This window comes from Nostoc sp. C052 (assembly GCF_013393905.1).
GTDB lineage: Bacteria > Cyanobacteriota > Cyanobacteriia > Cyanobacteriales > Nostocaceae > Nostoc.
This window is the reverse complement of sequence record NZ_CP040272.1, coordinates 339,482-351,420: the sequence shown is the minus strand read 5'-3', so window position 1 is coordinate 351,420 and position 11,939 is coordinate 339,482. Positions and strand designations below refer to the sequence as shown.

Genomic DNA, 11,939 nt, shown 5'->3' with positions numbered 1-11,939 from the left:
TTTCAACTCATAACTCTTAACTCCTAATTCATAAATAATCTAAAATCTAAAATTTAAACAACTAACTATGCAAAATTTGCCGAACTTTCGCGATTACTACGAGATTTTAGGAGTATCTAAAGATGCCTCTGGTGAGGAAATTAAAAAGGTTTATCGGCGGTTAGCCAGGCAATATCACCCCGATCTGAATCCGGGTAATAAAGAATCTGAGGAAAAATTTAAGGATATCGGCGAGGCTTATGAAGTTCTTTCAGATCCAGCCAAGCGATCGCAGTACGACCAGTTTAGCCGCTACTGGAAGCAAAAAGGCTTTGCAGGCAACAAACAAGCGCCAAAGGCGAAAACTTGGCAGAATAGTGCTAGCGATCGCAACGGCAATCAGGACGTAGATCCCAGCCAATTCTCCGACTTTGAAAGCTTTATTAATCAAGTTATCGGCGTTAAAAATAAGAGTGCGGCAAATAACTCCAGTAATGGCAATAATAGCGATCCGTTTCGTTCCCCTAGAACAAAAGTTGCCTACACCGTTAACACCCCACCTCGCACAACCCGGCGGGATATAGAAGCCAGATTGACTCTACCATTAGAAAAGGCTTATCAAGGTGGTAATGAGCGTATTCGTTTGGAAGATGGGCGATCGCTAGAAGTAAACATGCCACCAGGGATGGTATCAGGTCAAACCATCCGTTTACGAAACCAAGGCGTTGGTGGTGGCGACTTATACTTAAAAATTACCGTTGAGCCTCATCCATTATTTAAGCTAGAAGGTTCAAATATTCTCTGCCAAGTTCCAGTTACTCCCAGCGAGGCAGTTTTAGGGGGACAGGTAGAAGCACCAACTCTTGACGGGCCTGTGAAAATGACTACCCCTCCCGGAGTTAGGTCTGGTCAAAAATTTCGGCTAGGGAATAAAGGCTATCCCAATGATGATGGTAAACGTGGCGATCAATTAGTAGAAATTCAAATAGTTACCCCGAAAAATATTAGTCCAGAAGAACGGGAACTATACGAAAAGTTACGGCAAATTGAAACTTTTAAACCCCGTGCTGATTTCATCCGTTAAGGATGAAGTAGTGTATTAATTTATGACTCGCATCACTAATTGAGGATCGCACAATTAGAGTCTATTATTTCAGATTGACGTAAAATAGGTCAAATCTACGTTTATCTTCCAGTGCATGTCAGCAGAAATTAAATTTCGTCACTACTTTGTTGACGAAGCAGGTGATCTTACATTCTTCGATAAAAAGGGACGCATCATCGTAGGTCAACCTGGAGCATCTAAATTTTTCATGGTTGGTGTTGCTCAAATTTCTGATCCAGAACAAGTTACCTGGGAACTGAATGCACTCCGCGCAAGCTTGATCACTCATCCTCGCTTCAAAAATATTCCCTCGATGCAACCGGAAGCGAAAAAGACTGCGATTACCTTTCACGCTAAGGATGACCATCCCGAAATTCGTGAAAATGTTTTTGAACTGATGCAGTCTTTCGATATCAAAGTTTTCATTGCAATTCGGAGTAAAGCTGAAATAGCAGAATCAGCAAAAGCAAACTTTAAAAGCTTAGGTACAAAGCTTCAGCAGAATGCAATTTATGACGATCTCATAACACGGGTGTTCAAAAATCTGTTGCATAAAGCAGATGTTATCCATATTGCTATTGCTAGACGCGGTAAGGCAGCACGCGAAGAAGCACTAGAACAAGCCATTAACCAAGCTCAGAAAAACTTTGAGTCTCAATGGAAAATTAGTTCAAATAGCTCGATTATGATTGAGCCTACTTATCCATCTGAGGTTGCTGGTTTACACATCGACTATTACCTCTGGGCTGTACAGCGATGCTATGAACGCGACGATGACCAGTTTTTTCTGCCACTTGCCAAGAAATATAGACTCATTATGGACTTAGACGATAATCGCAACAAACCTTATGGAGAGTGGTATGGCGATCGCAATCCATTAACGCTTAAAAAGCTAAAAGAGGCTAGGTCTAAGTAGAATTACTACTCGGACACACGGCATGAAGCCGACGTTCGCCCCTCTAAATCCTATTGTACAGTATATAAATACAACCATTCAAGTCCTCACCTATAAAAGGCTTGGGCATGATGCCGGAATCTCATCAGCCATTTTTTCCTCTGAGGAATGGGCAGAGGTTTACAATACTAGAAAAAACTTGATTGCAAGGTGACTCAAACAGCCGTGAATCAAAACGGGGCAATGCCACAAAGCAGCGAACCAACTTATTACTCCCTGCTAGGACTGCATCCCTGGGCATCGGTAATTGACATTCGTCGTGCTTATCGGCAACTGAGCAAACTCTATCATCCAGATACTACAGACTTGCCAACTGCGATCGCCACTCCCAAATTCCAGCAAATCAACGAAGCCTACGCCACCCTTAGCCATCCAGAACGGCGGTTAAGTTACGATTTAAAAATTGGCTATTCCCGCTTTGGAGTGATTCAACCACCCGCTGATTTAAATCATCCCGTATCACATTCATCTAACTGGTCGAAATCAGCTTACCTCGATGCGAGCGATCGCCCCTTATCATCTGGCGAAATTTTTGCTTTATTTATACTGGTGTTAACATTTGTAGGCTGCTTACTGTTAGCAGTTGCCATTGGCTTAACTCGTGGCGAGGCTGCTATCCATTCCCATCAGCTGCAATCACTTGTATCCATACAACAGCAGATTACTTATATCTCGCAACTAATTACCCATCTGAAATAATTAAAAAATTCCCCAATCCAAAATCCAAAATCTAAAATCTAAAATTCCTATGCCTCTTCTTCCCTCTGATACCCCCCTATATAATCATCCCCTGCCACAAATTGAGCAGTGGCTAAAAGACCAAGGTTGTCAACAAGACGAAACACAGAGACATTGCTGGCGCGTGCAGCGGCCTAGTTGGCAAGCGGAATTGTGGCTCGATGTTGAGCAAATTGTCGTGCGATATGTCCAATCTGGGGAAAATGGACAAGATATCCAACGCTCATTTAAGTATTCTCTAAGTCGGGATGATGTAGAACAAGCGGTTTTTTCTGGGCCATAAAGGAGCGCTCAGTATATTCATCGTGAATTTTAGACGAAAGTCGATGGCGATCGCATTTAGATCAACTGTAAAATTTGTTTGGTATAAAATGCCTGACATCAGGAATCATAGCTTTACCCGTCGATAAAGGAAGGGTGAGATGAGCGATACCTACGGTGGTAAACTACGCACGTTTGGACGGAAGAAAGCAGGTACATCAAATTTTTCAAATCCGTCCCTTGTCTCACCAACAACTCCGACGCTGGCAAATCCAGTGCGAGACTTTGGTTTACCAACGAATAATATAATCCAAACAGCAACGGAGGAATCAACCAACCTTCAAGAAACCCAGTCTGCTGATGAGCAATCGTTGTTATCAGAAGCCATTCAGCAACAGTCTTTTGGTCATGACATTAGTCGTATAGCATTGCGTCGTCCCCAGACAAAACTAACGGTGGGAGAACCAGACGACAAATCCGAGCAAGAAGCTGATCGGGTGGCAAATCAGGTGATGCGGATGGCTTCTCCCGCAACCCCCAACTTTCAGCGTCAGGTAACGAAGGAAGAAGTAGAAGAGATCCAGACGCAGCCACCAGCAGAAACCATCACGCCACTGGTGCAGCAAACGGGGATGGTGCAACACAAACTTGATGATGAATCACAAACCCAGAAATTTGGTCAACCTGTAACTACTCCAAAAACGGATCAATCTGGCATAGAGCCTGATGGAGCAAATTCAGCACCTACTAATACTCAGCCAACAGAGGATGTTAGAAGTAAGGCAATCTCTCCAGTAGATACCAAACAAGAAGCCTTATCGACTCAGCCAAGTTTACCTGCACCGACTCAGGCTAATTCAGAAGCGGTTTACCCTAGCAACTCTATACCAGAGAAAAGCGGTAATGCAGTCCTTGACAAATCAGCGACAGCTGAACTTGCCAGCGTTCCTCAGCCTGGAGGGATAGCCAATGAAGTGGTATCTCCTCAAACCTATACACCGCAAACTGAAGTGGGTGAATCGCAGCAATCTCTTCCTAACCCTGCTGGACAGTTACCCCAATTAGATAAAGCAATTGACCCCTCAGCAATGGCGATCGCGGAGGCTGAACAACCACAGGAATTGCCTGAGATTCCCCAGCCAACTATGCCGGAATCGCCAGAACTTGCTCAGGCTGCTCAACAAATTATCCAAACAAAGGAGATAGAGAAAGCTGCCCTGACTCAAACAATTGAAGCTCAACAGAATTTTTTGCAACAACAAACAGAGATACAGGTTGAAGCAATTCAGGCAGCAACTCAAGGGAAAATTCAAGGCATTACAGCGGATATTGCCGCCAAGAAAGCTGAGGTTCTACAAACCTTCAGTACAACTAAAGCTAATCTGAAAGGGCAAATTGAGAACCACAAGACAAATATCCAAGCTGAAACTACTCGTGGGTTGAATTCATTACAGCAGGAAGTAGAAACTAAGCGCAAAGGGGCTAACACTACGGCTGATAATGAAGCTAAACAGGTGGAGCAGACAGGACAAACTGAAGCTACCCGTGCTACCACTTCAACAGCAGAATCGGCTACGGCAGTGAATGCAATTGCGAAACAACAGGGCGATCGCTACGGCAGTAAACCAGAGGAAAAAACTGCTGCACGCCAAGGTACTGGACAAGCTTCCGCGGAAGTAGTAGGCAAGTTAACCTCACGCGGGCAATCTTTAGCCAAAGATGCCAGAGAAGCTGCACAAAAAGCCGCACAAGAATTTCGAGCCGCTGGGCAGAAATTAGCGACTGGCGTGGGGAGTAATACCGCGCAAGTTGAAAAAGCTATCCGAGATAATGCCAATACTATAACTTCTCAATTCATTACCCAAATTACTCAACAACTGCAAAAGATAGATACGTTGCAAACAAAAGCCCTTGTATCTTTAGAAAATTTAAAGTCAAGTTCTATCTCAGGAATTAAGCAAGCTGGTAATTCAGCCGCCGCCGCGGCCAAAATATCTGGGAAGACTGCTGCAAATCAAGTAAGTCAATTTAAAATTGCTAGTCTCAACCAACTTGACAAAGGGGCACATCAAGTTGTTGAAAAACTGAATCAAGTTCCTAAAAATAAGAAAGTTAATCACAAAGCAATCGATAAATTTATTCAAGAGACAAAAGAACCATTCCAACAAACACGATTACAGTTGGAAACAGCACTTTCTTCCCAGGTTAGTGGCGCTCATAATAGTTTAAATCAGCTAGGAAGTGCTGTCTCTGCTCACTTGGATGAATTACAGCAGAAAGTGACAGGTGAAGCAGATAAGGCTAAAAACTCCTTGAGTACTGGTTTAGCTCAAGTTCCAGAGCAGGCAGCACAACAAGTACAACAATCAGTCACAAGTAATAAAAACGCTAACGAACAGTTGATTAGTCAATTTGGTGGAGGAATTGAGCAGAAAATTGATGAAGCCAAGCAGGGATGGGTTGAACAGCAGCAGAAAGTTAATAACGATATTCGTAGCAAAGTTGATGAAGGTATTAAATCGAATAAAGATGTAGAAAGTAAAGCTCCAAGTGACTTTGCCCAAGTAGCTCAGTCAGCAGCCGAAAAAGCTGCCGATCCTGGATGGCTTCAGGTTCTTAAGGGAATTGGGGAAGGAATCTTAAAAGTTTTAGTGGGATTGGCAATTTTTGTCGCTGTTGTCGCTTTAGTCATTTTTCTACTTCCAGAAGAAATAGTAGCAGCGATCGGGATAGTAGGAATTGCTGCGATCGTTGGTTTGGGCTTCCTAATCTATGGCTTTGTCACTTCCTTTATCAATCGCTGTGAAGAATTTGCAAAGGCATTACATGCCGCTGGTGTGGACGATCCGCCCTGGTACATTTATCTTGCTGCTGGTATTGCAATACCCTTTGTGTCCCTTTTAGATGCTGTTGGTATCTCACCAATCCTTGAAGGAGCGCTTAATATAAGTATTCTCACTGGGAAAGATTTGAATCTTACTCCAGAGCAGCGAGCAGAGAAAATCACCGAAGGGGTACTCACACTTGCCCTCATGTTCATCATGGGCAGAGTTTTGAAGGGTGGTAAACCTGGTGAAGTCCCAGTGGAAGTTAAACCCGGTGAAGTTAAACCCGGTGAAGTTAAACCCGGTGAAGTCAAACCTGGTGAAGTTAAACCATTAGAAACAAAACTAGGTAAGGCTAATGCTGAACGCCTCATTGCTGAATTAGGGGAAGAACGCGCAAACAAATTGGTTGAAGACTTAACTCCTGATATAGTCAACAAATTACTAAAAGACTTGACTCCAAGTGAAATTCAAGATTTTGTAAGCAAGCTTGGCAGTGAGAAATTAAAACTGTTAACCGAAAAGTATGGTAGCGAGGCGCTGAAGCACTATGGTAGTGACTTCTTTAAGGATTATAAGGGAGTAACCCAAGACACGATTAATCACCTCTTACAAAATGATGGAATTGTTAAAGGGGAGATCAAAGGCTGCCATGATAAAACTACTTTCCTGAATGAATTGAATGGCAAAGGTGAAGTTGTTTCAGAAATTCCAGATCCTAGTAACCCCGATGTTATACGTTATGAATACAAGCTTTATCAAAAAGATGCCGCAGGAAAAATTAAACAGCCACCAACACTTTCTACTGGAAAAGCAAAACTTAAAACAGTTATTCAGGATCTTGCTGGGAATCCAGACAAATGGAAAGAAATTGGAAATGCTGCCGCTGATGATTCAATTAAGAGAAAAGCTTTTCCCGCATCAGGAGGAGCCTTTGAAGGAACCGGAAAAAATATAAAAATTCGTGGATTCTACCGCCCAAATCAAGTAGACACCTTCTTTCCCAACTTTTAAGACTTATGAGTAATCTTATAAAGGATAAATTAGTAGATAGTATTGTTATTGAACTATCTCAAGATGAAGATTTATTGAAACTAATGGTTCAAATTACAGAACCAAAAGAGTTACTGATTTTAACAAGCTCACTTAACTTCTTTGGTTGGAGCGATCTGTTGTATATTGCCTCTGGTGTGGGGGATCAAGAAGGTGTTGGAGTTGACGGAACTGGCTTTCGATATCCCACTGATGAACTAGATCCAGGTGAAAAACCCTTGGAAGGAGTAGAAGTCTACAATCCTCTTGGTGAAGTTCAGTTAAGTATTCCAGCTTTTGAGCGTCTTATGCTCCGTTACTTTCATACACTAATCTCTGAAGCGAAAAAACTCAATAATCCAATAGTTGAACAACCCTGGTGGAAAGAATTCGTTGCAATCACTAAAAAAATTGAACAAAGGCTTTATGGCGCTTCTTGAACTAGTGAGGTCGCTTCTGTGGCTCTAAGCTCATATTCTGTCTGATTTCTAATGTGTAGCCAGGGATAAGCGATCGCACGTACACGAGCGCTCATCGTTTGACTTGAGGTGCGTAGTTTACCGCCGCAGGCATCGCCAATCTTGTAAAGCAGGCGTAGCTGAAAAAAGCACTCACCAAAAGCGTAGACGCGTAGTGTTGAAGGGGTCGCAGTCTGGCGGTTCCCGTCGATTGCGTTAGCGACGTTAGGAGCGTCACCCCCGAGCCCGTTGGCGCAGCCTCTCGTAGAGAACGGCTTGTCGATAGATATCGCTTACAATTAAAGTCACTCCTACTCCGACAAAAACTCATACAAATCGTTCTGCCAGCTGAAGTAGAAGCCCTAGTTCAACGCCAAATCACGCTTCGGTAAGTATCAGAACGCGATCGCAGTTCTTCTTGCAGGCATCAAACTTCTGGAACAACAAGAAGACATCTATCAAGGACGTTTATTGTAAATTTACACTTTCCCAAATCGCCGCTCTCGTTGCTGGTAGGCACACAAAGCACGGTGGAACTCTGCTCGGTTAAAATCGGGCCAGAGAGCATCAGTAATATAAATTTCTCCATAAGCCATTTGCCAGAGCAGGAAATTTGAGAGGCGCATTTCTCCACTGGTGCGGATTAATAAATCTGGGTCAGTAACTCCGGCTGTGTACAAGTGGCTCTCAAACACCTGCTCATTAATTTCATCGGGTTGTAATAGACCTTGCTGCACTTGTTTGGCGATCGCCTGACAAGCTTGTAAAATCTCTTGTCGTCCACCATAATTAGTTGCTACTGAAAACCGGATACCGCGATTATTCTTAGTTTCTTCCATAGAACGCGATATTTCCTGTTGGAGCGATCGCGGCAGGTCTTGCAAATTCCCCACAAACTTAATTTGAACATTCTCTTCGACCATTTCCCGCAGTTCTTGGCGCAAGACTCTTTGAAACAGAGTCATCAAAAAATCCACTTCTTCCTGTGGTCTTTTCCAGTTCTCTGTTGAAAAAGCATAAGCTGTCAGCGCTTGAATTCCCCAATCCTGACAACAGCGAAGTAAATCCTTAAGAGCATCTACTCCCCGCTTATGACCCATAATTCGGGGTAGACCCTGACGTTTAGCCCATCGACCATTACCATCCATAATCACCGCCACGTGCTGCGGCAATAGTTCTCGTTTTAAGTCAGTAGGCAAATCTTGCAGTTTAGTTTGTTGTGCTGTCATTTTTTATCTCGAGAAGCGGTCGATGGTAATCCGAGTAAACGTGAAACCAGTGCTAGTGTCTTCCCACCTATCCGACGAACAAAACTCAACAGACCAGGAGCAACAGCTTCCCTATCTACGTTTGGGGATAAAAGAGCCTCTAATGACTCTTTCAGCTTCCTAATCGTCAGCGGTCTATTTAGGGTTCCCCTTTCCGCTAAGGAAATAGAACCAGTTTCTTCAGATACGACGACACAAATGCAATTTTCGACCCGCTCAGTAATTCCCATTGCCGCCCGGTGGCGTGTTCCCAACTGGCGCGAGGCTGTGCGTCCCGAAAGTGGTAAAATTATACCCGATGACACGATCCGTGAGCCACGAATCAATGTCGCTCCATCGTGTAACAAAGTTTTCGGCTGAAAAATTGTCTGGATCAATTCTTTAGAAACCTCCGCATTTAGCTTTACTCCTGGCACAGAAAAATCTCGCTCATCAATTGGCCCTGTGGTTTCCACAATTAGTAAAGCTCCAATGCGGTTTTTTGACAATTCTTTAACAGCCTCAACAATTTCATCAATTACACTATCAGATTTGGGGATTGCCAGACGGTCGGGTTGAAGTAGTTGACGAAACTCGCCACGCCCCAATTGCTCCAAAAACCGCCGAAATTCAGACTGTAAAGCAACTGCCATCGCTACAGCACAACCAATCACTAACTTTTCCAGTACAAAACTGAGCAGAGGTAGTCCGAGTCTGCCACTTAGTGCTGAGGCTAGCATTAAAAGAATGAATCCCCGCACCATCCACAGTGTTCGGCGCTCACTAATGATAACTAGTATCATATATGTCAGCACCAGCACTAACACAATATCCAGAGTCCCAAGTAGCAAGGACTGTGACCACCCCAGGTTTGCCAGCCATTGCTTCCACCAATCTCTCATGACATCTGGATTACACTTTTGCCTCTAATTACATTTAGTCATTAGTCATTAGTCATTAGTCATTAGTCAGGAACTAATGACTAAGGATAAATGACTATTTCTTTAATCTTTCTGGTAGGCGATCTTGTCGAATTAAATCTTCATAAGTTTCACGTTGCAAAATTAAATTTGCTTCGCTATTCGCCACTACGACTGCTGCCGGTCGGGGCAAGCGGTTGTAGTTAGATGCCATACTGTAATTGTACGCACCAGTTCCCATAACTACGAGAATATCCCCTGATTCAGTCTTTGGGAGTAGTGCGTTTTTAATCAGAATATCTCCTGATTCGCAATGTTTACCAGCAATTGTGACTGTTTCAGTTAAAGGAAAAGACATTTTATTGGCAACAACTGCCCGATAAACTGATTGGTAAGTAATCGGACGGGGATTGTCAGACATTCCGCCATCAATTGCCACGTAGGTACGAATTTCTGGGATAACTTTCGATGAACCAATAGTATAGGCAGTAACACAAGCTGTCGCAATTAGCGATCGCCCCGGTTCACTCAGTAATTTCGGCAAAGGTAGATTTTCGGCTACACAAGCTTCTTGGATCACTTCACAAATCGCCTTTACCCACTCTTCAATGCTGGGGGGATCGTCTGATTCTGTATATTTAATCCCTAAACCGCCACCAACATTTAACTCTGTAATATTTAAACCAAACTTCGCAGCATCTCGGAGCCACTGCACCATCACAGCAGCCAAATCTTGGTGTGGTTGGCGCTCAAAAATTTGCGAACCAATATGAGCGTGTACTCCTACGCAATTCAGGGCAGATTGTTGACTAACAAAGGTAAAAACTTCATCTAAATCGTTGGGATCAAAGCCAAATTTGCTATCTAAGTGTCCTGTGCGAATGTATTCATGCGTATGACACTCGATACCGGGAGTTAGCCGTAGCATGACGCGAATAGGCAGAGGGGATTGAAAGGATGAGGGGGAATTTACTTCCCTTGCTCCCCTGCTCCCCTGCTCCTCTGCTATTTCCACAAGGGTATGTAATTCATACCAGTTATCCGCCACAATGGTGACACCAGACGCGATCGCTAAAATTAATTCTTCACGAGATTTATTATTGCCGTGGAGGTAAATTTTATTTGGACTAACACCCGCTTCCAATGCTGTGTAAAGTTCGCCCCCAGAAACTACATCTATTCCCAGTCCTTCAGAAGCAGCGATCGCACAAACTGCTAAACAATTCCAAGCTTTTGAGGCGTACAATACTTGAGATTCGCCCTTATAGTATTGCTTGAAAGCATCTCGGTATTGTTGACAAGCCGAACGCAGGGTTTCTTCATCTAAAATATATAAAGGTGAACCAAACTGCTCAACTAGGGTTGTGACATCACACCCACCAATTTCCAGGAGGTCATGATCATGAACTCTGGCAGTCAAGGGTAAAAGTTGTTGATTAGGTGATGGATTTGTGCTGGTGTCGTGCCTTTGAGGTAAATATTGACTTCCAGAATGTTGAACCCCAGTGGGGTGAGTCGATACCATAACTATAAAAGTTTTCCTTGTTCAAATTACGGGCTTTGAGTTCATCTCCCGATTCCCAGTTTACAAAGGGTTTGTAATCTTATTCAATAAATGTGATCTCATTAGACTTAGAAATTAAATTACTGACTCCTGAGCATCTCAGTGCATTGTTGGAACTGGATCAAGCTTGTTTTGGTGGTCTATGGACAATGGAAGGCTACCAAAGAGAGTTGGACAGTCCCAATAGCGATTTGCTGGGTTTGTTTTCCCCTGTCTCTAATTCGAGACTATTGGGAATGGGTTGCTTTTGGTCAATTTTAGAGGAAGCCCACATTACAATTTTGGCGGTTCATCCCGAATATCACCGTCAAGGACTAGGACAGGCTTTATTATATTCACTTATTAAGACAGCTTGCGATCGCAAAATGGAGCGAGCTACCCTCGAAGTGCGAGCTTCCAACTTGGGGGCTATATCTTTATATCAAAAATTTGGCTTCAAAACAGCAGGGCGGCGTCGGCATTACTACCAAGATAACGATGAGGACGCGCTGATTCTTTGGCTCCCAGATTTACAACACCCCAAATTTCAAGCAACTTTAGACCACTGGTATTCCATTGTCAGCGATCGCCTAGACAAATCCTCTTGGCACTTGCTTTTTTAGTAGTTAGCCATTATTAATTTTGAATTATTGGGGCTTGCGATCGGCCTCAGCAAAAAAATGCAACTTTTTTGCGCCTATTTATATTTAAATATTTTATTTAAAAAAGTAAATTAAATAAATAAAACATATATAAAATATTTGTGGTTGATATTAAAAAAAATATATGTTACATATAAATGTTTGGGATTAAGTCAAAAAACCCTTAATCTAAGCAGTCAGCTATTTGTAATAAATCCCAAAAACGCTGGTGAAC

Annotated in this window: 10 protein-coding genes; 7 read left to right on the top strand and 3 right to left on the bottom strand. The window is 43.0% G+C overall.

Annotation, left to right across the window (positions count from 1 at the left end; translation table 11 throughout):
- The first annotated feature begins 67 nt into the window (after positions 1–67).
- The 6 genes from FD723_RS01475 (at position 68) to FD723_RS01450 (ending at position 7,335) form a co-directional block, all read left to right on the top strand.
- Positions 68–1,063 carry a DnaJ C-terminal domain-containing protein gene (locus tag FD723_RS01475; RefSeq protein WP_179063777.1) on the top strand — a complete coding sequence of 332 codons (996 nt, stop codon included), beginning with the start codon at positions 68–70 and terminating at the stop codon, positions 1,061–1,063.
- A gap of 115 nt (positions 1,064–1,178) precedes the next feature.
- Positions 1,179–2,000 (top strand): DUF3800 domain-containing protein, encoded by an 822-nt coding sequence (locus FD723_RS01470; RefSeq protein ID WP_179063776.1) that lies wholly within the window; start codon positions 1,179–1,181, stop codon positions 1,998–2,000.
- Between the two features lie 222 nt (positions 2,001–2,222).
- Positions 2,223–2,738, top strand: coding sequence for a J domain-containing protein (locus FD723_RS01465; protein ID WP_179068982.1), 516 nt, complete (start codon positions 2,223–2,225; stop codon positions 2,736–2,738).
- 49 nt (positions 2,739–2,787) lie between these two features.
- Entirely contained in the window at positions 2,788–3,060 is a 273-nt protein-coding gene (locus tag FD723_RS01460; protein WP_179063775.1) for a DUF3143 domain-containing protein, read from the top strand.
- A gap of 139 nt (positions 3,061–3,199) precedes the next feature.
- Positions 3,200–6,877, top strand: coding sequence for a hypothetical protein (locus tag FD723_RS42335; protein ID WP_256875013.1), 3,678 nt, complete (start codon positions 3,200–3,202; stop codon positions 6,875–6,877).
- A 5-nt stretch (positions 6,878–6,882) separates the two neighbouring features.
- On the top strand, positions 6,883–7,335 hold the full coding sequence (locus FD723_RS01450) for a hypothetical protein (protein ID WP_179063774.1): 453 nt from the start codon (positions 6,883–6,885) through the stop codon (positions 7,333–7,335).
- A 497-nt stretch (positions 7,336–7,832) separates the two neighbouring features.
- Here the strand turns inward: FD723_RS01450 and FD723_RS01445 are convergent, their stop codons facing one another.
- The 3 genes from FD723_RS01445 to lysA form a co-directional block, all read right to left on the bottom strand.
- Positions 7,833–8,582 (bottom strand): isoprenyl transferase, encoded by a 750-nt coding sequence (locus FD723_RS01445; RefSeq protein ID WP_179063773.1) that lies wholly within the window; start codon positions 8,580–8,582, stop codon positions 7,833–7,835.
- Positions 8,579–9,502 (bottom strand): diadenylate cyclase CdaA, encoded by a 924-nt coding sequence (gene cdaA / locus FD723_RS01440; RefSeq protein ID WP_179063772.1) that lies wholly within the window; start codon positions 9,500–9,502, stop codon positions 8,579–8,581. Before cdaA ends, FD723_RS01445 begins: the two co-directional genes overlap by 4 nt.
- Before the next feature lie 94 nt (positions 9,503–9,596).
- The gene (lysA, locus tag FD723_RS01435; protein ID WP_179063771.1) at positions 9,597–11,045 is read right to left on the bottom strand and encodes a diaminopimelate decarboxylase; all 1,449 of its coding nucleotides are present in this window, start codon (positions 11,043–11,045) and stop codon (positions 9,597–9,599) included.
- Between the two features lie 92 nt (positions 11,046–11,137).
- On the opposite strand from lysA, the gene rimI reads away from it, so the two are divergent.
- On the top strand, positions 11,138–11,686 hold the full coding sequence (rimI, locus tag FD723_RS01430; protein ID WP_179063770.1) for a ribosomal protein S18-alanine N-acetyltransferase: 549 nt from the start codon (positions 11,138–11,140) through the stop codon (positions 11,684–11,686).
- The last annotated feature ends 253 nt before the right edge of the window (positions 11,687–11,939 follow it).